Annotated in this window: 17 protein-coding genes; 9 read left to right on the top strand and 8 right to left on the bottom strand. The window is 33.4% G+C overall.

What is annotated here, in order from left to right:
* Window positions 1–23 precede the first annotated feature (23 nt).
* The 4 genes from OZP15_RS16190 to OZP15_RS16175 all read right to left on the bottom strand — a co-directional run bounded on the left by OZP15_RS16190 (window position 24) and on the right by OZP15_RS16175 (window position 3525).
* Window positions 24–848 carry a thymidylate synthase gene (locus OZP15_RS16190; protein ID WP_281336644.1) on the bottom strand — a complete coding sequence of 275 codons (825 nt, stop codon included), beginning with the start codon at window positions 846–848 and terminating at the stop codon, window positions 24–26.
* Window positions 849–936: 88 nt separating this feature from the next.
* Entirely contained in the window at window positions 937–1560 is a 624-nt protein-coding gene (locus OZP15_RS16185; RefSeq protein ID WP_269226453.1) for a bifunctional nuclease family protein, read from the bottom strand.
* Window positions 1561–1749: 189 nt separating this feature from the next.
* On the bottom strand, window positions 1750–2715 hold the full coding sequence (locus tag OZP15_RS16180; RefSeq protein WP_281336643.1) for an electron transfer flavoprotein subunit alpha/FixB family protein: 966 nt from the start codon (window positions 2713–2715) through the stop codon (window positions 1750–1752).
* Window positions 2716–2778: 63 nt separating this feature from the next.
* Window positions 2779–3525: an electron transfer flavoprotein subunit beta/FixA family protein gene (locus OZP15_RS16175; protein ID WP_269226451.1), complete on the bottom strand. Its 747-nt coding sequence runs from the start codon at window positions 3523–3525 to the stop codon at window positions 2779–2781.
* Between the two features lie 261 nt (window positions 3526–3786).
* Between OZP15_RS16175 and OZP15_RS16170 the strand changes: the two genes are divergently transcribed.
* The 5 genes from OZP15_RS16170 (at window position 3787) to OZP15_RS16150 (ending at window position 11629) form a co-directional block, all read left to right on the top strand.
* Entirely contained in the window at window positions 3787–4767 is a 981-nt protein-coding gene (locus tag OZP15_RS16170) for a pyruvate dehydrogenase complex E1 component subunit beta (RefSeq protein ID WP_281336642.1), read from the top strand.
* A gap of 111 nt (window positions 4768–4878) precedes the next feature.
* Entirely contained in the window at window positions 4879–7365 is a 2487-nt protein-coding gene (locus OZP15_RS16165) for a DUF5686 family protein (RefSeq protein ID WP_281336641.1), read from the top strand.
* A 185-nt stretch (window positions 7366–7550) separates the two neighbouring features.
* Entirely contained in the window at window positions 7551–8084 is a 534-nt protein-coding gene (locus tag OZP15_RS16160; protein ID WP_269226450.1) for an inorganic diphosphatase, read from the top strand.
* Between the two features lie 76 nt (window positions 8085–8160).
* Entirely contained in the window at window positions 8161–9012 is an 852-nt protein-coding gene (locus OZP15_RS16155; RefSeq protein ID WP_269226449.1) for a T9SS type A sorting domain-containing protein, read from the top strand.
* A 106-nt stretch (window positions 9013–9118) separates the two neighbouring features.
* On the top strand, window positions 9119–11629 hold the full coding sequence (locus tag OZP15_RS16150; protein WP_281336640.1) for a sodium-translocating pyrophosphatase: 2511 nt from the start codon (window positions 9119–9121) through the stop codon (window positions 11627–11629).
* Window positions 11630–11720: 91 nt separating this feature from the next.
* On the opposite strand, the gene OZP15_RS16145 is transcribed toward OZP15_RS16150, so the two are convergent.
* The gene (locus OZP15_RS16145; RefSeq protein WP_269226448.1) at window positions 11721–12182 is read right to left on the bottom strand and encodes a hypothetical protein; all 462 of its coding nucleotides are present in this window, start codon (window positions 12180–12182) and stop codon (window positions 11721–11723) included.
* Window positions 12183–12189: 7 nt separating this feature from the next.
* Window positions 12190–12804, bottom strand: coding sequence for a Panacea domain-containing protein (locus tag OZP15_RS16140; protein ID WP_269226447.1), 615 nt, complete (start codon window positions 12802–12804; stop codon window positions 12190–12192).
* A 415-nt stretch (window positions 12805–13219) separates the two neighbouring features.
* On the opposite strand from OZP15_RS16140, the gene OZP15_RS16135 reads away from it, so the two are divergent.
* Window positions 13220–15370 carry a type I restriction-modification system subunit M gene (locus tag OZP15_RS16135; RefSeq protein ID WP_281336639.1) on the top strand — a complete coding sequence of 717 codons (2151 nt, stop codon included), beginning with the start codon at window positions 13220–13222 and terminating at the stop codon, window positions 15368–15370.
* A gap of 56 nt (window positions 15371–15426) precedes the next feature.
* Window positions 15427–16833 carry a restriction endonuclease subunit S gene (locus tag OZP15_RS16130; protein WP_281336638.1) on the top strand — a complete coding sequence of 469 codons (1407 nt, stop codon included), beginning with the start codon at window positions 15427–15429 and terminating at the stop codon, window positions 16831–16833.
* 72 nt (window positions 16834–16905) lie between these two features.
* Here OZP15_RS16130 and OZP15_RS16125 read toward each other — a convergent pair whose 3' ends face one another.
* A complete protein-coding gene (locus OZP15_RS16125; protein WP_269226443.1) occupies window positions 16906–17520 on the bottom strand; it encodes a deoxynucleoside kinase in 615 nt (204 codons plus the stop codon).
* On the bottom strand, window positions 17520–18311 hold the full coding sequence (locus OZP15_RS16120; RefSeq protein WP_281336637.1) for a hypothetical protein: 792 nt from the start codon (window positions 18309–18311) through the stop codon (window positions 17520–17522). The genes OZP15_RS16125 and OZP15_RS16120 overlap by 1 nt, the downstream gene beginning before the upstream one ends.
* Before the next feature lie 468 nt (window positions 18312–18779).
* Here OZP15_RS16120 and OZP15_RS16115 point away from each other — a divergent pair, with 468 nt between their 5' ends.
* Entirely contained in the window at window positions 18780–19667 is an 888-nt protein-coding gene (locus OZP15_RS16115; protein WP_281336636.1) for a GLPGLI family protein, read from the top strand.
* 39 nt (window positions 19668–19706) lie between these two features.
* Window positions 19707–22409, top strand: coding sequence for a carboxypeptidase regulatory-like domain-containing protein (locus tag OZP15_RS16110; protein WP_281336635.1), 2703 nt, complete (start codon window positions 19707–19709; stop codon window positions 22407–22409).
* The last annotated feature ends 43 nt before the right edge of the window (window positions 22410–22452 follow it).

Below are 22452 nucleotides of genomic sequence, written 5' to 3'. Positions count from 1 at the left end.
ATTATTTATTTCAATAGATGAAGTTAAACCGCAACACTTCCTTTTATAGAATCGTGTGGTTCGTAACCCACTAGCGTAAAATCTTCAAAAGTAAAGTCGAATATATTTTTTACGGCAGGATTCAAAATCATTTTTGGTAATGGTTTTGGTTTGCGTGACAATTGCAATTCCAGTTGCTCAAAATGGTTGTTGTAAATGTGTGCATCGCCAAAAGTGTGAATAAATTCGCCTAATTCCAAATCACAGACTTGAGCAATCATCATTGTAAATAAAGCATAAGAAGCAATGTTGAATGGCACACCTAGAAAAATATCAGCACTTCTTTGGTACAATTGACAAGATAATTTTCCATCGGCTACATAAAATTGAAAGAAAGCGTGACAAGGAGGTAAAGCTGCTTTATTGTTGGCTACATTTTCTGCAAAAGATTTAGAAGTATCTGGGAGAACACTAGGATTCCAAGCGGAAACCAGCATTCTTCGGCTATTCGGATTGGTTTTGAGTTCTTGGATGAGATCAGCAATTTGATCGATTTCTTCGCTGTTCCAGTTGCGCCATTGGTGACCGTAAACAGGGCCTAAATCTCCATTTTCATCAGCCCAAGCATCCCAAATTTTTACTCCATTTTCTTTGAGGTATCCAATATTGGTCTCGCCTTTCAAGAACCAAAGCAATTCGTGAATAATCGATTTTAGATGTAATTTTTTAGTCGTTACCATCGGAAAACCCTCGGCTAAATCAAATCGCATTTGGTAACCAAAAACACTTTTTGTTCCTGTTCCTGTTCGATCTCCTTTTTGATTTCCGTTTTCTAAAACGTGCTGTACCAAATCTAAATATTGTTTCATTTTATTGCGAGGAACGAAGCAAACTGTTCGTCTTTAGGTTATAGTTTGTAATCTGAATACTGTTTTCTGAACACTGAACACTAATTTTTTACTGTCTTCTCGAAATTTCGTCTCTAATTTTGGCAGCTTTTTCGTAATCTTCGTGTTCTACAGCTTGATCGAGCAATTCGTTTAATTCTTGTAAACTGTGTTTCGAATACGTCTCTCCTGATTGGTTGCTTTCTTGCATACCAAAAGTTTCTGGATTAGAAAGCACATCGTCCATTTCTTGGCTTTCTTTATCGCTTTCCAATGGATTTGCCTTCAGGTAAATACCCGCTTTGTCCAAAATGTTTTTATAGGTAAAAATAGGAGCGTTAAAGCGCAAAGCCAGTGCTATAGCATCTGATGTTCTGGCATCGATAATTTCTTCGATTTTGTCTCTTTCACAAATAATGCTGGAATAAAAAACACCGTCAACTAGCTTGTGAATAATGACTTGTTTGACAACAATATCAAAACGTTCAGCAAAATTTTTGAACAAATCGTGAGTCAATGGGCGTGGAGGTTTTATTTCTTTTTCTAAAGCAATGGCAATAGATTGAGCTTCGAAAGCGCCAATAACAATAGGCAGTTTTCTTTCGCCATCAACCTCATTTAAAATCAAGGCATAAGCCCCGTTTTGGGTTTGACTGTATGAAATTCCTTTTATGGATAATTTTACTAAACTCATTTTTAGATTTTAGATTGCAGATTTTAGATTTTAGAATTGATTTCTATACCCTAAAAAATATATTTTGGTTTTTTATTTTTGCTACCGCAAAGTAACAAAAACTTTTTGCTTCAAAAAACGGATTGAAACAAAAAGAACTATCCCAATTTATAATCTGGATAGTTCTTTTTTGAAAAATATAAAAAGCGATTAATTTTGAGCTTTAAATACTTTTAGTTTTTCGATAAGTTGAGGTACAACTTCAAAAGCATCTCCAACAATTCCGTAATCAGCAACTTTAAAGAAAGGAGCTTCAGGGTCTGAATTGATAACTACTTTTACTTTTGAAGAGTTGATTCCTGCTATGTGTTGAATCGCTCCCGAAATTCCGACTGCAACATATAAATTAGATGCTACTGGTTTTCCGGTTTGCCCTACGTGTTCTCCGTGAGGTCTCCAGCCTAAATCTGATACTGGTTTAGAACAAGCTGTTGCAGCTCCAAGAACGGCAGCTAAATCTTCAATTAATCCCCAGTTTTCAGGGCCTTTTAATCCACGACCTCCTGAAACTACAATGTCGGCATCAGCCAAAGAAACTTTTCCAGTAACTTTTTCTACAGATTCTGTTTTAATACCAAAATCATTATCACCGATTGTTGGATTAAAATCTTCTTCGGTTAAAGTTGATGCGTTTTCGAAAATTCCATAAGAGTTTTTAGCTAAACCAATAATTTTTACATCACTGCTGATTTCGGTAATGTTGAAAGCTTTGTTTGAAAAAGCATTTCTTTTTACCTGAAAAGGAGAAGTGCTTACGGGTAATCCTACCACATTCGAAGCAAATCCAGCTTCTAATGAAACAGCAACTAGTGGTGCAAGATAAATACTGTCTGTAGTTGAAGAAAGTACAACTACTTTTGAAGCTTCTTTTTGAGCAGCTTGTTTGATAACATCAGCATAGGCTTTTGCAGAAAAACCAGCTAATTTATCGTTGCTTACTTTCAGGACTTTATCTATTCCGTATTTTGATAATTCTGAAACATCACCAGCATTTACAGTTACAGCTGTAACGGTTGTTCCTAATGATTCGGCTACTTTCTTTGCATAAGAAGCCAATTCAAAAGCTACTTTTTTGAATTTTCCTTCTGCAGATTCTGCATATATTAATATAGACATAATGATTTTAGATTTTAGATTTTAGATTTCTGAAACTGAATACTAAAAACTGATTACTGAATACTAAATTACCTTGGCTTCGTTGTGTAATAAATTAATTAATTCGTCCAGATTATCTGCAGGAACTAATTTTACTGCTGATTTTGGAGCTGGTTTTTCAAATTTTACAGCTTTGGTGTTTATGGGAGCATCAACAGCTTCTACTACAGTTAATGGTTTTGTTCTGGCTGTCATAATTCCTCTCATATTTGGAATACGCAGGTCTTTTTCTTCCACCAATCCTTTTTGTCCACCAATGATTAAAGGTAATGCAGTCGAAACCGTTTCTCTTCCACCATCAATTTCACGAATCGCTTTTACGTTTGTTCCATCAACTGTTATTTCAGTACAAGAATTCAAAAAATTAGATCCTAAAATTCCGGCAATCATTCCTGGAACCATTCCTCCGTTATAATCCAATGATTCTTTACCAGCAATTACTAAATCATAACCTCCGTTTTTGATTACTTCAGCTAATTGTTTAGCTACAAAAAAACTATCGGTTGGATTGGCATTCACACGGATTGCATCGTTAGCACCAATAGCCAATGCTTTTCTTAAAGTAGGCTCCGTTTCTGGTCCGCCAACATTCACAACAGTAACATTTGCGCCTTGTTGTTCTTGGAATAAAATGGCACGAGTTAAACCGTATTCGTCATTGGGATTGATTACGAACGAAACACCATTGGTATCGAATTCAGAATCTCCGTTGGCAAAATTAATTTTGGAAGTAGTATCAGGAACGTGACTGATGCAAACTAATATTTTCATAATTAAGAATTTTTCTAAATTGGAATACAAAATTAAAATAAATTATCGGAATAATATACTATGCAGGCATAGTCTTTTGTAAACTAATTAGCATTTAGTAAACTCAAAAAAAGGATATTTTAAATACAGTCGTTTTGGGTTGGTTGAGATAAACTTAATTTTAAGGCATAGCTTCTTTATTTTTATAACAAAATTTATGCTTTAAAGTGGTATAAAATATTTATTTTTGCCATTCGAAAATTACACACAAACTAAAAAAATATGAGAACGATACAATTTAGAGAGGCTATTTGCGAAGCGATGAGCGAAGAAATGCGTCGCGACGAGTCAATATATTTAATGGGTGAAGAAGTTGCTGAATACAACGGTGCTTACAAAGCTTCAAAAGGAATGCTTGCTGAATTTGGTGAAAAAAGAGTAATTGATACTCCTATTGCTGAGCTTGGATTTACAGGAATTGCAGTAGGTTCAGCAATGAATGGTTGCAGACCAATTGTAGAATATATGACTTTTAACTTCTGTTTGGTTGGTATCGATCAAATTATCAATAATGCTGCAAAAGTACGTCAAATGACAGGTGGACAATTCAATGTGCCTATCGTTTTTCGTGGGCCAACCGCTTCTGCAGGTCAATTAGGAGCAACGCACTCACAAGCTTTAGAAAACTGGTTTGCTAATACACCAGGTCTTAAAGTTGTGGTTCCATCCAATCCTTATGATGCAAAAGGACTTTTGAAAGCCGCTATTCGTGATAACGATCCAGTTATTTTCATGGAATCAGAGCAAATGTATGGTGACAAAGGCGAAGTGCCAGATGGAGAATATGTTCTTCCAATTGGTGTTGCTGATATCAAACGTGAAGGTACAGATGTGACAATTGTTTCTTTCGGAAAAATCATTAAAGAAGCTTACATCGCTGCTGATGCTTTAGCCAAAGAAGGAATCTCTTGTGAAGTTATCGATTTAAGAACCGTTCGTCCAATGGATAATGAAGCGATTTTAAAATCAGTTAAAAAAACAAATAGATTGGTAATTCTTGAAGAGGCTTGGCCATTTGCCAGTGTTTCTTCTGAAATTACATATATTGTTCAAGAACAAGCTTTTGATTTCTTGGATGCGCCAATCCAACGTATTACCACTGCTGATACTCCAGCGCCTTACTCTCCAGTTTTGTTGAAAGAATGGTTGCCAAATGCTGACGATGTGATAAAAGCAGTGAAAAAAGTAATGTACAAAAAATAATTTATAAAAAAATTAACGATTGGGCTTTTAAAAGACAATCAATACGTTTTTGAAATAACTATCTTTGAAACTTCATCAGAATCTAAATCTGATGAGGTTTTTTTTTTGAATATGAAAAAAATATTTTCCTTCCAATTCCTGTTTTTATTTATTTTATCAAGCTCTATTTTTGGCCAAACAAAAGTAGAAGGTGTTGTTGTCGATAAATCCAATAACCCCATTCCGTTTGCCAATGTAGCGTTTAAAAACTCTAGCGAAGGTATAGTTGCTAATGAAGATGGTCGGTTTTATTTAGAATCCACAAAGGATTATACAGGACTTATTGTTTCTTCTGTAGGTTTTTCAGACAGAGAAATTATATTAGATCAGTCCGTTACTTATAAAATGACAGTTCGATTAAGCGAAATGGAAAGCTTAAAAGAAGTGGTGGTTTATGCCGGTAAAACTTCCAAGAAAAACAATCCAGCTCTTGATATTTTGAGAAAAATATGGGAGAAAAAGAAGAAAAATGGACTGTATTTGTTCAAACAATATCAAATGGAAAAGTATGAGAAGATTGAGTTTGATATGAATACTATTGATAGTGCTTATATGAAAAACAAACTTTTCAAGGGAATGGAGTTTGTGTTTAAACAAGTCGATACTTCAAAAATCACAGGAAAAACTTATTTGCCTATTTTTATCAATGAAGCACTATCCAATGTATATGGAGATAATGCTTTGAAGAAAGTAAAACAAATAACCAAGGCAAATAAAACTTCAGGATTTAATGGCAATCAGCAAATTTTAGCATTCTTAAATGATTTGTATGCAGAGTACAACATTTATGACAACCACTTGTCTTTCTTTGACAAAAGTTTTACTAGTCCACTATCTACAACAGGAATTGATGTTTACAACTATGTTTTAAGAGATAGCGCATTTATAGATAAAAAATGGTGCTACAACATTCTTTTTTATCCAAGAAGAAAAAACGAATTAACTTTCAAAGGCGATTTTTGGGTCAATGACACCACTTTTGCCATAAAAAACATCAATATGGCAGCTACTAAAAGTGCCAATATTAACTGGGTAAAAGACATTTATGTCGAGCAAGAATTTGAAGTGATGAATGATTCTGTTTTTCTGCTTACAAAAGATTATCTAATGAGTGATTTTGCTTTGAACAAGAAAGAAAAATCCAAAGGTATTTACGGAAAACGAACCACATTCTTTAGAGATCATAAGTTCAATATCGAAAAACCAGCTCCTTTTTATAAAGAAGAAGTCAATTATTTGGATCAAGAAGTGTATAATAAATCCGAAGAATTTTGGGAAGAAAACCGTTTCGAGAAATTGACCAAAGACGAAAAGGGCGTTTATAAAATGCTCGACACCTTGCAAACCGTTAATAGATTCAAGCAATTATACAGTTTGGTCGAAATTGTTGACAGTGGTTTTATCAACAAAAATGGTATCGATTATGGCCCTATTTATTCTATGATAGGACAAAATGCTGTCGAAGGATTGCGAATGCGCATGGGAGCCAGAACTTTTTTTACCCCAAACGATACTTGGCGATTACAATCCTATCTAGCTTATGGATTTAGAGACGATAAATTCAAATATGGCGTTACCGGAAAATGGATGGTCAACAATAAAAAGAGAATTATCATATCGGCAGGGAATAGGAGAGATATCGAACAAATAGGAGCCTCGCTTACTACAACCAACGATATTCTTGGACGCAGTTACGCCTCTTCGGGATTGCTTACCTTTGGAACAAATAATAAGTTAACCAATGTCAATTTGACCAATGTGCAATTGGAAATAGAACCTCTAAAGAATTTAACTTTTGCAACAGGAGTTTCCTATAAAACATTATCGTCAGCATCATCAGAATTTAGTTTAGACTATTATACTGATTTGTCGCAATCAACAACAAAAAGTCAGGTAAAACAATCAGAAGTAAACCTGCAAGTAGAATACGCTCCCAACCGAAAAAACATTGGTTTTGGAGTTGAAAGAGATATTGCTGATAGCCCTTACACCAGCCTTTTTGTGACGTATAGCCAAGGATTTAAAAATTTGTTTTCAAGCGATTTTAATTATAAAAAAATTCAATTGTTTTACAGACAACCCATCATTATTGGACCGTTGGGTCGATCGGATGTGGTTGTCGAAATGGGAAAAACATTCGGGTATATTCCGCTGGGTTTGATGAGTGTTGTACCCGGAAATCAGTCACTTTTCAGTATTCCCAATACTTTTAATAATCTTCAGTTTTATGAATTTGTAACCGATCAATATGCTACTCTAAAATGGAGTCATGATTTTCAAGGACGATTTTTTTCCAGAATTCCTTTTATGAGAAAATTAAATTGGCGAGAAAATATTGGCATAAGGACTATTTACGGAACTATTTCAGACCAAAACAGATTGATAAATGCCTCTGGATTAAACTATAATGCGCCAGAAAAAATTTATTGGGAATACAGTGCAGGAATTGGAAACATCTTCAAACTCTTGAGAGTCGATTTCTCCTGGAGAGGTAATTATCTTGAAATGCCCGAAGCCAATAAATTTGCTGTGAAAATTTCATTTGGCTTTTATTTTTAAGGCCAATTTCACTAAAATATTATGAAACACTTTTTCTAAATGAATTTAAAAATGTGATGTTATATTCATGATTTTAAATTGTAAATTAACGAAATCGTAATAGATGATATATCTAGTTTTTCATTGATAAAAGATAAAGTTTATTTATGTTTGCAATCAAAATTTAGAAAACAAAAAAACCAACAATGGCAGCAGATAAAATAAATACATTCGATGTATTAATCGAAATTCCAAGAGGGAGTAGAAATAAATATGAATACGATTTTGAAATAAAAAGAATTCGTTTCGATAGAATGTTGTTTTCGTCAATGATGTATCCAGCAGATTATGGATTTTTCCCAGAAACTTTAGCCCTAGATGGCGATCCACTAGATGTTTTGATTCTGATTAACGAACCAACTTTCCCAGGTTGTGTGATGGAAGTAAAACCAATTGGTGTTTTCCACATGGCAGATGACAAAGGTTCTGATGATAAAATTATCTGTGTACCAGTTTCCGATCCAATTTGGAGTTCACTTGAAGATTTGTCTGATATTAACCCGCATTTATTAAAAGAAATCGAGCATTTTTTCCAAGTTTATAAAGATTTAGAAAATAAAAAAGTAGATGTTGGTGGATGGGGAGATGTTAACGAAGCCTTCTCAATTATTAGAGAATGCACCGACCGTTTCAACGCACTAGAAGACAAGCCTGAAGGCTTATTCTCTATTGGTCTATAAAAAAACATAAAATATCAAAAAAACTTCTATACTTTTAGAAGTTTTTTTTTGAAATATAACTAAACCCCTTATTACTATGATGAAAAACTACTTTTTTATTTTAATGGCAATTTCTTCTTTTGAATTTGCTTCGGCACAAAATCTTGCATCAGCACCAACTTTAACATTTATAAGCGATCTAAATATATCCTCTGATAATAGAGCTACGGATGGCGATGGAGGTTCAGTGAATATATCCGATATTGATATTCAGATTTATAATATTTCAGATGTAAACGGAACATTCGCAACTCCTTTATCATGGCAAGGTATTGGTTTTTTTGGTTCGGGTACTTATACTGGAGTAACCAATCAAAATAATGCAGGTTCAAAAGGAATGGCAATAAAATCGGTTAGTGGAAGTGAGTTTGATCTCAATCAATTTGTTTATTTAAATTGGGGAGAGTCAGCTGCCTTTACAAATACTGTAAAAGGATTTAGAAATGGAACTGAAGTTGCTTCGACTACTTTTAATGGATATAGTGCTAGTTATACTCCTATGACAATTATTTTGCCAGATGCATTCAATAATGTAGATGAGGTGCGTTTTTACATCACTTCTGGTGGATATGTTGGAAATCAATCAGCAACTAATCATAGTATTAATTCAATCAAAGTAAGTACGCCAAGTTTAGGCATAAACGATTTTGAAGTTAATGCAAAACCAATTATTTATCCTAATCCAGCAACGAACCAAGTTACAATTGATTTGGAAGAATTAGAGAATGCCAATTTAGAAGTTTCGGATAATAAGGGCAGAAAATTGTTTAGCCAAAAATTGGACAAAACTTCCAATACAATCAGTATAGATCAATTGTCTTCTGGAATCTATTTCTTTAAAGTAAATGCAGAAAAAGGAAATACAACAACCAAAGTAATTAAAAGATAATAAAAACATAAGTTTTTTATTAAAAAAGCAGTATTCTGTCAAGAGTATTGCTTTTTTGTTTAAATTCGTCTCGTTCTCTATTAATAACTAACCAGAATTAACGTTTATGAATACAATAATGATTTATGTGCCAATAATTATGGCATTGATTGGATTGGCCTTTATGGCTTTCAAAAGAGCTTGGGTTTTAAAACAAGATGCAGGCGATGGAAAGATGCAGGAAATATCAAATCACATTTACGAAGGCGCATTAGCTTTCCTCAAAGCAGAATACAGATTGTTGACCGTATTTGTCGTTCTTGCCAGTATTGTTTTAGCCGGAATTACTTTTTTACCCGGAGCTTCAACTCATTTGTTAATCGTAGTTGCTTTTGTTTTTGGGGCTTTTTTCTCGGCTTTGGCAGGAAATATGGGAATGAAAATCGCAACAAAAACCAATGTTAGAACCACGCAAGCAGCACGTACGAGTTTGCCTCAAGCACTGAAAGTTTCTTTTGGTGGAGGAACCGTAATGGGATTGGGTGTTGCAGGTTTGGCTGTTTTAGGCTTGACTTCTTTCTTTATACTTTTTTTTAATATTTTCATGAATGGTGTTTGGACTTCAACTGAAGACATGACCATTGTTTTAGAAACTTTAGCAGGATTTTCTCTTGGTGCCGAATCTATTGCTCTATTTGCTCGTGTAGGTGGTGGAATTTATACTAAAGCTGCCGATGTGGGAGCTGATTTAGTGGGTAAAGTAGAAGCAGGAATTCCAGAAGACGATCCTAGAAATCCAGCTACAATTGCCGATAATGTAGGTGATAATGTAGGTGATGTTGCTGGAATGGGAGCCGATTTATTTGGTTCTTATGTAGCAACAGTTCTTGCAGCAATGGTTTTGGGGAATTATGTTATCAAAGATATGGGCGGTAATATTCAAGACGCTTTCGGTGGAATAGGGCCTATTTTATTGCCAATGGCAATTGCTGGTTTTGGAATATTGTTTTCTATCATTGGAACTATGTTGGTTAAAATTTCCAATAACGATGCCAAAGAAAAACAAGTGCAAGGTGCGTTGAATGTGGGGAACTGGGTTTCTATTCTCTTAACTGCTGTCGCTTGTTATTTCTTGGTGCAATACATGTTGCCCGAAACGATGCAAATGAGTTTCTTTGGCGAAGGCGTTCAAGAAATTTCTTCGATGCGCGTTTTTTACGCCACAATAGTTGGATTAGTTGTGGGTGCAGTTATTTCATCTGTAACCGAATATTATACAGGTTTGGGAACAAAACCTGTCTTGGCTATTGTTCAAAAATCATCAACAGGATCAGCAACTAATGTAATTGCTGGTTTGGCCACGGGAATGATTTCTACGTTTCCAACAGTATTGTTATTCGCTGCTGCTATTTGGACTTCCTATGCTTTTGCAGGTTTTTATGGTGTGGCTTTGGCCGCTTCTGCGATGATGGCTACAACTGCCATGCAACTAGCCATTGATGCTTTTGGTCCCATATCAGACAACGCTGGTGGAATTGCCGAAATGAGCGAATTGCCAAAAGAAGTGCGAACTCGTACCGATATTTTAGATTCTGTTGGAAACACAACAGCCGCTACTGGAAAAGGATTTGCTATCGCTTCGGCTGCTTTAACTTCTTTAGCTTTATTTGCGGCTTATGTAACTTTCACAGGAATTGACGGGATTAATATTTTCAAAGCGCCTGTTTTAGCCATGTTGTTTGTGGGTGGAATGATTCCTGTAGTTTTCTCTGCCTTGGCGATGAATTCTGTTGGAAAAGCTGCTATGGATATGGTCTATGAAGTGCGTCGTCAGTTCAAAGAAATTCCTGGAATTATGGAAGGAACTGGAAAACCAGAATATGCTAAATGTGTAGATATTTCAACCAAAGCGGCTTTGCGTGAAATGATGTTGCCGGGTGTTTTAACTATCGGTTTTCCCATTGCTATTGTGCTTTTAGGGAAATTAGTTTATACCGATAACAATCAATTAATTGCTGAAATGTTGGGTGGTTATATGGCTGGAGTTACGGTATCGGGCGTGCTTTGGGCTATTTTTCAAAATAATGCGGGTGGTGCTTGGGACAATGCCAAAAAATCGTTTGAAGCTGGAGTTTTGATTAACGGCGAAATGACATACAAAGGTTCTGATGCGCACAAGGCAGCTGTAACTGGCGATACTGTTGGTGATCCGTTCAAAGATACTTCTGGACCATCTATGAATATTTTGATTAAATTAACTTGCTTGATTGGATTGGTAATTGCTCCAATTTTAGGAAATGGACATTCTGATGCAGCTGTTGCTTCTTGTTGTTTAGATAAAAACAAAACTGAAATGATATGCGGTGAAGGAAAATGCGATCCTGCAAAAATGGCGACAATGACCAAAGACGAATGTGCTAAAATGTGCAAAGAAAATGGTTGTTCTCAAGCTTGTACTGAAAAATGTTTGTCTATGTATGATGCCAATGGAAAATACAATAATCAAAAAACAGATTGTTTAGATACTTCAAAATACGATAAAAAGATTAAAGTCAAAATTAACAATCCTAACGGAGAAGAAAAAGTTATAGAAGGTTCGCTAGAAGAAGTGAAAGCTAAATTAGAAACTTTGAAATAGCCCTGAAACCTTTGTCAAAGTTCAAACTTTGACAAAGGTTTAGAGATAAAAAAACACCTCATTGCAATTTTTTTGTAATGAGGTGTTTTGGTTAAAGTTTATTTTTAATTTCAATTAATTCCTTTTCAATATTCAAATCGATAAAGTCCGATTTCAACATACATTTCAAAAGTCTTTTCAAAAATGAATTGGATAGTTTTTCTTTCAGGACAAGATTGGTTTCGTTGTATTTCAAAAAAGAAGATAGATTTTCCTTGCGAACATTATTCCTAAAAAAGATAAAAGTATCTTTACTAAAACTAAATTTATTTTTACCAAGTTCAACCTCTTTTTGAATGAAAAAATACGGAATATTGGCAGCAACTAAACAGCCAAAATTGTCAGATGGTAAATTCAATTTGTTTTGCGAAGTGGTCAATGTGTGAATTACATAAGCAAATTCATCATTACGATTTAATACAATCAAGAATTTATCTTTACTACCATTTCCATCCTGAAATTGATAATCTTCAATTAATACTAAATGTCCTTGTTGTAAAATTTCGTCAAGCATATCAAATTTAGCTTATGCTTTCCTGAAAAGATAAGGCTTCAAATGAAGATTTTGCCGCCATCTGTAAAACAGGATTATTTTCCAACAAATCATTGAATTCAATTGAGTGATTTGTGATTTTTCCTATTTGTTTGAAATGGTCTTTCAAATTATGTTCTGAAACCATTTTGTGCCAGAGAGAACCTTCTTCGTGTAGAAAGTTAATTAATTGAGTAGCATTCCAATTTCCATATTTAAAAACAATAGTTTCTAATAATTTCAGTTCATATCTATTGAAGATACTTTCGTCGAAATTACCATTAGGTTTCAAGAATACTTCCTCTGAATTTCTGTCGGCGTTGAATTTTTTCTCTAATTGAATGGATTGCAATAAGGATAACTCTTTTCCTTGGTAACAAAAAACTTCCTGATGTTTGATTTCATTGTAAACGTCTATGGCGACAGGACCATTTTCCCAAACTTTATAGTCTAGCCAAGTTACAGGACTTCCTGTTTCCTTGATGGAAGTTTCGTCAAGAATATAAAGCAGTTTCAACGTTTTGGTCATCGATAAATAATCTATTTGCGACGCAAAATAGTTTAAAACATTCCCGATTTTGTCGTTATTTATTCGTCTAAACATAAGTAAATATAAAGAAATATTTCAATATTCTTTGTTAAAGGACTGCAAATGTATGGTTTATTTAGAAATTTTCAATTGAAAATAATTTTACAGCACCTAAATATTTCGATTTAAAGACTTAAAAACAATTTTAGAATCAAGTTTTATAAATTTCAAAAAAACTATATTTGCTAAAATAACTAAAATCAATTTTGAAAAAATAAATAGATAATAACAACATATAAAAATTAGCGTTTAGCGAAAATTCCTGTTTACTGAAAGGTCGAAAATTTCATAAATCCACAGGAGAGTTTAAGTTAACGTTCATGCCATAGGCGTGGGCGTTGCTTTACTTTGTGGATTAGGTATTCGACCACCTCAGTAGACAAGTAAATGCAATTAGCCTGCGCTTCTTTTTTGTTACTCCAACAAAAACATGAAACTTACCGATATTCTAAAGGATTCAAATTACAAGCTCACTCAATTTAAAGAAGAACAAATAACAAAACTGGAAAACAGTTTGATTATTAAAGATAATAAAGGGATTTCTGTGCCTTATTGCATTTGTTTGGTTCGCAAAAAAGAAATAAAATTAACTCCCGAAGAAGCTGTTCGGCAATTGTATTTAATGGTTTTGAATGAAGAATATGAATATCCATTTGAACGAATGGAATTGGAATATTCAGTTAGTTTTGGAAGAGAAAAAAAACGAGCTGACATTGTTATTTTTGACAAGCAAAATACGACCGCCGTAAATATTATGGTAGAATTGAAGAAGCCAAAACTCAAAGACGGTAAAGAACAATTGAAATCATATTGTAATGCTACTGGTGCTCCAATTGGTATTTGGAGCAATGGAGATAGTATTTCATTTTATAATAGAAGAGATCCTAATTATTTCAAAGACATTCCAGAAATTCCAAAAGCATCGCAAAAACTGACAGATGTTCTAACCGAAAGATGGACAATTGACGACTTAATTGCTAAAGATAAATTGGTTAACGAACGAAAATCGTTGAAAGATTTGATTTTAGAAATGGAAGATGAGGTTTTAGCTAATGCAGGAGTTGATGTTTTTGAAGAATTATTCCAGTTAATATTTACTAAATTATACGATGAATTAGAAAGTACAAGAAACAAAGGAAGATTTTTAGAATATAGAAACTATGGTGAAACCGAAACGGAATTAAGAAATAAAATCCAAAAGCTTTTTGAAAGTGCGAAATCTAAATGGGAAGGAGTTTTTACAGATAGCTCTAAAATTAATTTAACGCCGTCGCATTTAGCAATTTGTATTTCTTCGTTGGAAAGTATCAAGCTTTTTAATTCTAATCTTGATGTTGTGGATGAAGCTTTTGAATATTTGATTAATAAAAGCAGTAAAGGGGAAAAAGGACAATATTTTACACCAAGATATGTAATTGATTTGTGTGTAAAAATGCTTGACCCAAAAGCAGAAGAAACAATAATTGATACAGCGGCAGGAAGTTGTGGTTTTCCTGTGCATTCTATTTTTCACGTTTGGGAAAAACAGTTAGAAGCCAGAGGATTGTCTAAAAGTCATTTGTTTACAGCTGAAGAAAAATTACCTGAACAAACTGATTATGTAAAAGAAAAAGTTTTTGCAATAGATTTTGATGAAAAAGCGGTTCGTGTTTCAAGAACTTTGAATTTAATTGCCGGGGATGGTCAAACAAATGTTTTGCATTTAAATACATTAGATTGGGAACGTTGGGACGATAATTATAACGACAATAATTGGAGTGATGTTTATGGAAACGGTTGGAAAAATTTAAGAAAATTATTAAAAAATCCAAAAGCAGAAACGGTTACAAATGAAGAAGAAAAGAATGGTAAAGTTTATATAAAGGAAACGCAACGTTATAATTGTCAAGATTTTCAATTTGATATTTTGATGGCAAACCCTCCATTTGCTGGAGATATAAAAGAAACCCGAATATTATCAAAATATGAATTGGGCAAAAAGCCAAATGGTAAATATCAAACAGCTGTAGGCAGAGATATTTTATTTATTGAACGCAATCTTGATTTTTTGAAACCAGGCGGAAGAATGGCAGTAGTTTTACCACAAGGAAGATTTAACAATAGTAGCGACAAGAATATTAGAGATTTTATTGCGGAACATTGTAGAATACTTTCCGTTGTTGGATTACATGGCAATGTTTTTAAACCACACACTGGAACAAAAACAAGTGTATTGTTTCTTCAAAAATGGGATGCAATTTTGTGTCCAAAAGTAGATGATTACCCTATCTTTTTTGCCACTATGCAAGAGCCAAGTAAAGACAATAGTGGAGAAAAGATATTTGTAAAAAAGAAAGACTATCCTAATGCTACAAAACAGATAGATTCTGAAAATCTGACAGGTTTAAATTATGTAGCAGAACCAGTAGATCATTACAATGAATTACCTCAAAATCTCGAAGAGTATTTATTAGACAGTCATGGACATTTAATTGTGAAACATGATTTGTTTAACCATGATGGAATGACTAAAGATGGAATAGCAGAAGTCTTTATTGAATTTGCTAAAAAAGAGCAACTTTCTTTTGTGGGAAAGGATTAAGCCCTTTTAATGAAATCCGATATAAAGATTTGTTGGAAGGGCTTGAGATTAGTGTTATGAATTTAAGTAATGTTTTAATTAATAATTTGGATTTTAGAGCGGATAGTGAATATTTCAGGAAAAAATATTTGCGTTTTGATGAATTTTTAATAGAAAGAAAATCCGATAAAATTTCAAGCTATGCAAAAGTATCTGATGGAGATCATTCAAAATTTCCAGATAATCAAATTAATGAAATTAGATATTTACAAGCAAAAGATATTAAAAGCCATTTCATAGAAGATAATAATCCAGTTTTTATAAGTAAGGAATATTTTGAAAAAAATAAGCGTTCACACATTAAAGAAGAAAATATTATTTTATCAATCATGGGAAGTGTTGGAGATATTGCAATAACTCCAAAGGGTTTTAAACCAACTTTAGCAAATAGAGCAGTTGCAATTATAAAAGATATTAAGGGTATTAATCCATATTATTTATTTACTTATTTGAGTACAAATTTTGGTCAATTACAAATTGACAGACAAAAAAATGGAGGAGTTCAAGAAAGAATAAATTTAGATGTTTTATCCAAAGTTAAAATTCCATTTGTTGAAATAAATTTTCAAAATAGGATTGCAGAAATTGTTAAATTGTCACATATAAAACGGAAACAATCTCAAATTACCTATTCGCAGGCAGAAGTAATTTTACTCAAAGAAATAAGGCTAGATGCTACAACGAACCCTGTCATAGTTCAAAACTCTGACAGGTTTGAAAACGTAAACGTCAAATCGTTTAAAGATAGTTTTGGAACAACAGGAAGATTAGATGCTGAATATTATCAAAAGAAATATGAAGTTGTTATCGATAAGATTAAATCGTATAAAAATGGATTTTCAGTTTTAAATACTTTTATGAATAATTATTCAACTGGATTTCCTTTTAAAAGCGAAACTTATTGCGAACAAGGAATACCATTAATTAGGATAAATAATATTTCAAAAGGAAGTTTAAATTTGTTACATGCAACCAATATTCCTTTTACAGATATTAAGTTAAGTGAAAAGGATATTGCAATTGAAAACGATATTTTAATTTCAATGTCAGGAACGATTGGTAATTCTTGTAGAGTTCCAAAGGGAATAAAAGCAGTCGTAAATCAGAGAATAATGAGATTTACTCCTAAAGATTTTGATTCGGAGGTTTTGTCTTTAATAATAAATTCTGCGATAGGATTTAAGCAATTAGAAAGGATAGGAACTGGCGGAGTTCAAACTAATATTTCTGCAACTGATATTAAAGAAATTTTTATACCAAAGTTCGATAAAAACATTCAAACCAAGATTGCACAACTAATAGAAAAGAGCTTTTTATTAAAAAAACAAAGCGAACATTTATTAGAAGTTGCCAAGCGAGCTGTAGAAATAGCTATTGAAGAAAATGAAGAAGTTGCCAATGAATATATCAATCAGCAATTATAAAACAAAAAATGCCTCTCAATTTTGAGAGGCATTTTTATATCGTAATTCGTAATTTTTATATCGTAATTGAATCTAAAACAACCCATTTAATTCCGCATCAATTTTATTGATAATCATTCCTAAATCTTCGGGATTGTCAACGAAATTAATGTTGTCCACATCGATGATTAGTAATTTTCCTTTGGTGTACGTTTGGATCCAAGCTTCGTAACGCTCGTTTAGGCGGTTGAGGTAATCGATGGAAATGGTGTTCTCATATTCGCGACCACGCTTATGAATTTGCCCTACCAAATTAGGAATAGAACTCCTTAAATAAATCAGCATATCGGGTGGTTTTACCGTCGATTCCATCAATTCAAAAAGGGAAGAATAATTCTGAAAATCACGATTGGTCATCAACCCCATAGCGTGAAGATTGGGCGCAAAAATGTGAGCATCTTCATAAATAGTTCTATCCTGAATAATTTTTTTGCCACTTTCCCGAATTTGAATCACTTGGCGAAAACGACTGTTAAGGAAATAAATCTGCAAATTAAAAGACCAACGCTCCATTTGATGATAGAAATCATCCAAATAAGGATTGTCAACCACGTCTTCAAAATGAGGTTCCCACTTAAAATGTTTCGCCAACAATCGGGTTAAAGTTGTTTTTCCTGCGCCTATGTTTCCTGCTACTGCTATGTGCATTACGGTATTGAGATTTTATAATTTGTAATTCCTTGGGTGGTAAAAATAGACAAAATTTGGTCTTTGTAGTAGAAATTTTGAAATGATTTTTCCACATTTTCAATCTCGGAAATACGGCTATTTTTTGAATCCTGGAGGTATAATTTGTCTTCTTTTGAAAAGAGAATGTATTGGTTTGAAATGATTTGTATGCCGTCAAAATCGGTTAGTTTTCCAAGACTTGTGATTTTTCCAAAGACATCACAGGAATACCAATTCAGTTTGTTGTCTATCCATTGAAACGTATTGAAATCAGATTCGTAGTATTTTAAATTCCCTTGAAAAGCTGGAGTTATAGACTTAAAAGTGTTTTTCATGTAATCAAAAAGTCCAATTTCTTGAGTCAAACTATTGTAAATCCAAAGTCTGTTTTGAGATGCAATTCCTATAGCAGATGCCATTATTGGGATTCCATTTTCCGAAAGATTTATTCTTTGTGTTTCACTCAATTGGTTGTCCAATAACACAACGGTATTGAAATTTTCATAAAAAAGCATGATTTTCAATGGATTTTGAATGTCTATTTTTGTTGGTTTTCCGAGTGCAATATTTTTGTATTCAAAGTGTTCGTTTTTTTTATCTTTAAACAACACATTGTTTTTTATTGAATAATAAAATCCAAACTGATCGTATCCCAAAAATCGATTTGCGGTGAGCAAAGTAGTATCTATTTTTGTAGCAAGATAGGTTTTATCTTGTCCGTAAGATACAGTCAATAAACAAATAAAGAATATTGGAAGCAGTTTTTTCATCAGCGCACCAAATTACAAAAAATAGAATTGCTAGTGACAGATATTTTTTAATGTCAGGACATTCATTGTTAAAATTCCACCGCAGATTCGCAGATTTTAAAAATGAAAAGAGATGTTTTGTTTCTCTAATTTAAAAATCTGCGTTAATTTCATCTGATTTATGCTGTGAAAATCTGCGAATCTTTGGCATATTTTTGCATTTAATGTGTATTTTGTTTTAAAACAAATGCTTTTTTTGATGACAATCAAAATTTTAAATTCATCTGCCTAAAAATAGAAATGGTCTATGGGTTTGAGGAACTTGTATATTAAATTTCACTATTGAATTTATTAATTCTACTTTTGATTAGGGTAAATACAGTTTGTGATTAAACTCTTTACAGCAAATGCAGTCTTACGTTTAATATAAAAATGTAACAAATTCCTTTAGGAATAGACTACTTCTTAATATCAAAAAAAACAAAAATTATGTCTAAAATTATTTTTTCAATAGCATTATTAATTGCAGTCCATTTAGGACTTCAAGCGCAGGAATTTCAAGGAGTGGCGGTTTATGAGTCCAAAACAAGTACAGCTGAATTCAAGGAACGAATGGCAGGAAATAAAGATATGACTCCAGAACGAATGAAGATGATGGAGGAGCGTATGAAATCGATGTTCGAAAAAAGATTCATTCTGAATTTTGATAAAACGGCTTCGATTTATAAGGAGGAAGTAAAACTCGATGCACCAACTCAACAAGGTGGCGGAATGCGAATGATGGGTTCTATGATGGGCGCTGGCGGAACCTATTATAAAAACATCAAAGAGAAAACTTATACGGTTGACAAAGAATTTATGAGCAAAGAATTTTTAATCAAAGATTCATTGCCTAATTTGAAATGGAAATTAGAAGGTGAAAGCCGCATTATTGGTGGTTATAATTGTTTTAAAGCCACCGCTGTTCGCCCTGTAAGTGCTGCCGATTTTAGAAATTTTGCCCCTAGAAAAGAAGAAACACCTGCTGTAAAAAAAGAGGCTACTACCAAAACGAATTTTACGGATCAAATTAGTGCTCCAAAAGTAGAAATAATTACCGTTTGGTACACACCAGAAATTCCAGTAAACCAAGGGCCAGAAGGTTATTGGGGTTTGCCAGGATTAATTTTGGAAGTAAACGATGGAAAAACAGTTATTTTATGTTCTAAAATTGTGTTGAATCCTAAAGAGAAAGCAGTGATAAAACCAGTTGCTAAAGGGAAACAAATTTCACAAAAAGACTATGATGAATTGGTGGTGAAAAAAATGCAGGAATTTCGTGAAATGAATCAAAGACCTGGCGGAAATGGAGGGCCTGGAGGAATGGGAAGACCTTAACAAAATCCAATTCATTTTCAAAATCATTAAAAAATCCAAATGAAACATATTTATACAATTGCCTTATTGCTTATCAGTTCGCTTTCTTTTTCACAAACCATACGAATGGAAGGTCTTATCACCGATTCTAAAAACACAGGACTGGAAATGGTCAATGTGATGGCGGTAAATAAAGTCACGAAAGCCATGGATTCTTATGCGATAACCAACGAAAAAGGGAAATATTTCCTCGATTTGAAAGTCAATTCAACTTACACTATTAGCGTGAGTTTTTTGGGAATGCAAAGCACGCAGGTAGAAGTTGTTACGGCTACTACTAATATCAATAAAAATATTGCCCTGCAAGATGGAGCTGTTGAGTTGGATGGAGTAGAAATTGTTCGTGAAATGCCCGTTTCTATCAAAGGCGATACGATTGTGTACAATGCCGATTCTTTTAAATCGGGTACGGAACGAAAGCTGGAAGATGTCCTGAAAAAATTACCTGGAGTTGAAGTAAATGCCGATGGTGAAATTGAAGTAGAAGGTAAAAAAGTAACCAAATTAATGGTCGAAGGCAAAGATTTTTTTGATGGCGATACCAAATTAGGAGTAAAAAATATTCCTGCAGATGCGATTGATAAAATTCAAGTGTTGCGTAATTTCAACGAAAATTCAATTCTGAAAGGGGTCGAAAACAACCAAGACAATGTAGCGATGAACATCAAATTGAAATCAGGAAAAAAGAATTTCTGGTTTGGCGATCTGACTGCTGGAATTGGAGTAGGGATGTTGGATACGCGTTATTTAATTAACCCAAAATTGTTTTATTACAGCCCTAAATACAGTATCAATGTGATTACCAATTTCAATAATATTGGCGAATTGCCTTTAACTATTCAAGATTATAATAAACTGACGGGAGGTTTTCGAGGATTAACGTCCAAAGGCGGTTCTAGTTTTAACGTTACGTCTAATGATTTAGGGATTTCATTGATGAGAAACAATCGAGCCAAGGAAATTGAAACCCAATTTGGAGCCGCAAATTTCTCTTATAATGTCAATAAAGCGTGGACGTTGAGCGGTTTTGGAATTATTTCTTCCTCACTCACCGATTTAGAAACCATTTCGCAAACCAATATTTTAGAACCCAATTCTTCTGAAATTCAATCTACCGAAAATCGGAAAGAAGCAGCGCATCAAAAAAGTAATTTAGGGATGTTTAAGTTGAGTTCGAGTTACAAACCATCGTCTGATTTTCAGTTCGATTACGATGTTTTAGCCAAGATTTCCAAGCAAGAAGAAGACGCTCCTTTAGTTAGAGAATCTATTGTGGATAATATTTCAACAACTGAAACTATCAATACGACAAAAGAACAAGAACCTATTTCAATCAATCAAAATTTGAGTTTGTTTTATACCTTAAATGAAAAGAATATTCTCGCGGTCGAGATGCAACATTTGTACCAAGAAGAAGATCCTTTTTATAATGCCAATTTAAAGTCGCAACCCTTTAATTTAGTGGGTTATACTTCGGGACAAAATAGAAATGATATTACCCAAAACCGATTTGTTAAGACCAGTAAAATAGATGCCAAAGCCGATTATTATTACATGCTTACGCCCACAAGCAACATCAATATCACATTAGGTGATACCTATTCGTACCAGAATTTTAATTCCAGTATGTATCAAATTTTGGACAATCAAACCATTAATGAATTGGATAATTCAGCCAATCAAAATGACGTAACTTACAATTTTAACGATGCTTTTTTGGGATTGCATTACAAGATTTTAACGGGGAAATTTACGTTCACGCCAGGAGTAAGCATTCATAGTTATAATATGACCAATGACCAATTAGGAACTGGTTTTAGCCAAAATTTTTCACGAGTTTTGCCTGATTTATTAGCGATTTATCAAATCAAAAAAGCAGAATCATTGACTTATAATTTCTCCTATACCAATAGTTTTACCGATATTAATCAATTGGCAGAAGGTTTGGTTTTTTCTAATTATAATAATCTACGAAAAGGAAGCCGAACGCTCGAAAATGCAACGGCTCGTCAGCATTCGTTACGTTATTTTAAATACAATATGTATAATTTAGAAAACATATCGGCATTTTTGACTTATTCTAAACGTATTGATGCCGTAAAAACCAGAGCAAATTATGATGGTGTGAATCAGTCTTCAGCGCCATATAATTCTGATTTTGCTGACGAAACTTTATCAGGAAGCGGTTCGTATGGACGTTCTTTCCTGAAGAATTATAAAGCTTCATTTTCCGCTAATTTGAATTGGTCTTTGTTCAATAACATTCAGAACAATGTCTTGATTGAAAACGAAAGTTTTACCCAAAGTTATACTTTAAAAGCGTCAACGAATTATAAAAAATTACCCAATTTAGAAGTGGGTTACAATCTAACAATTAATGATTATGCCAATAGTGTTTTTTACACCGACAGGCCTTTTGCTAAATTAGATTACTACTTTTTGAACAGCTTTTCGTTTGTTGCCGAATACGAATTTTACCATTATTACAACAGCAGTAAAACAGTCGATAATCAATATGATTTCTTGAGTGCCAGTTTAATTTATCAAAAGAAAAACAGCAAATTCGAATATAAAATTAGTGGAACGAATCTCTTGAATACCAAATCTATAAATGATGACAGTTTCTCGCAATTCTCTACCAGAACTTCGCAATACACCGTTCAACCAAGGTATTTGATTTTGTCTTTGAAGTATAATATTTAATTAGACTTTGAAGTATTAAATCCATAAAAAATACCCTGATAAA

Source organism: Flavobacterium eburneipallidum (genome assembly GCF_027111355.2).
GTDB lineage: Bacteria > Bacteroidota > Bacteroidia > Flavobacteriales > Flavobacteriaceae > Flavobacterium > Flavobacterium eburneipallidum.
This window is presented reverse-complemented; position numbering and strand designations above follow the sequence as displayed.

Bases quoted from the DNA above. Each gene is read 5' to 3' on its own strand.
- OZP15_RS16150 (WP_281336640.1), top strand. From the start codon at position 9,119: ATGAATACAATAATGATTTATGTGCCAATAATTATGGCATTGATTGGA.
- OZP15_RS16185 (WP_269226453.1), bottom strand. From the start codon at position 1,560: ATGAGTTTAGTAAAATTATCCATAAAAGGAATTTCATACAGTCAAACC.
- OZP15_RS16160 (WP_269226450.1), top strand. From the start codon at position 7,551: ATGGCAGCAGATAAAATAAATACATTCGATGTATTAATCGAAATTCCA.
- OZP15_RS16135 (WP_281336639.1), top strand. From the start codon at position 13,220: ATGAAACTTACCGATATTCTAAAGGATTCAAATTACAAGCTCACTCAA.
- OZP15_RS16110 (WP_281336635.1), top strand. From the start codon at position 19,707: ATGAAACATATTTATACAATTGCCTTATTGCTTATCAGTTCGCTTTCT.
- OZP15_RS16155 (WP_269226449.1), top strand. From the start codon at position 8,161: ATGATGAAAAACTACTTTTTTATTTTAATGGCAATTTCTTCTTTTGAA.
- OZP15_RS16165 (WP_281336641.1), top strand. From the start codon at position 4,879: ATGAAAAAAATATTTTCCTTCCAATTCCTGTTTTTATTTATTTTATCA.
- OZP15_RS16115 (WP_281336636.1), top strand. From the start codon at position 18,780: ATGTCTAAAATTATTTTTTCAATAGCATTATTAATTGCAGTCCATTTA.
- OZP15_RS16140 (WP_269226447.1), bottom strand. From the start codon at position 12,804: ATGTTTAGACGAATAAATAACGACAAAATCGGGAATGTTTTAAACTAT.
- OZP15_RS16170 (WP_281336642.1), top strand. From the start codon at position 3,787: ATGAGAACGATACAATTTAGAGAGGCTATTTGCGAAGCGATGAGCGAA.
- OZP15_RS16180 (WP_281336643.1), bottom strand. From the start codon at position 2,715: ATGTCTATATTAATATATGCAGAATCTGCAGAAGGAAAATTCAAAAAA.
- OZP15_RS16125 (WP_269226443.1), bottom strand. From the start codon at position 17,520: ATGCACATAGCAGTAGCAGGAAACATAGGCGCAGGAAAAACAACTTTA.
- OZP15_RS16130 (WP_281336638.1), top strand. From the start codon at position 15,427: ATGAATTTAAGTAATGTTTTAATTAATAATTTGGATTTTAGAGCGGAT.
- OZP15_RS16145 (WP_269226448.1), bottom strand. From the start codon at position 12,182: ATGCTTGACGAAATTTTACAACAAGGACATTTAGTATTAATTGAAGAT.
- OZP15_RS16120 (WP_281336637.1), bottom strand. From the start codon at position 18,311: ATGAAAAAACTGCTTCCAATATTCTTTATTTGTTTATTGACTGTATCT.
- OZP15_RS16190 (WP_281336644.1), bottom strand. From the start codon at position 848: ATGAAACAATATTTAGATTTGGTACAGCACGTTTTAGAAAACGGAAAT.
- OZP15_RS16175 (WP_269226451.1), bottom strand. From the start codon at position 3,525: ATGAAAATATTAGTTTGCATCAGTCACGTTCCTGATACTACTTCCAAA.